Raw genomic sequence first — 308 nt, 5'->3', positions numbered from 1 at the left:
TTCTCCGCCGTCAGATCCGGACGGTTCAGGTATCCTCTCGCAAGGCCTTCCCCGGCCACGTACATTTCGCCCGCTACGCCGATCGGCACAGGCCGGCGGTTTTCATCAAGGACGTACACCCTCAGCGTCGGGATCGGCTTGCCGATATTGCTCTTCGCCGCCTCCATTTCGACCCACGTGATTTCCTTATACGTCACGTGAACCGTCGTCTCGGTAATGCCGTACATATTGATCAGCTTCGTCTCCGGGTACTTCGTCTTGAAGCCCTTGAGCAGCAGCGGACTCAGCGCTTCGCCCCCGAAGATGAC

1 protein-coding gene is annotated in these 308 nt (G+C 58.8%); it reads right to left on the bottom strand.

What is annotated here, in order from left to right:
* The coding region (locus tag HFD99_RS25105) for an AMP-binding protein (protein WP_167441084.1) at window positions 1-308 on the bottom strand (308 nt) is incomplete at both ends.

This window comes from Paenibacillus sp. EKM301P (genome assembly GCF_011800295.1).
GTDB lineage: Bacteria > Bacillota > Bacilli > Paenibacillales > Paenibacillaceae > Paenibacillus > Paenibacillus polymyxa.
This window is presented reverse-complemented; position numbering and strand designations above follow the sequence as displayed.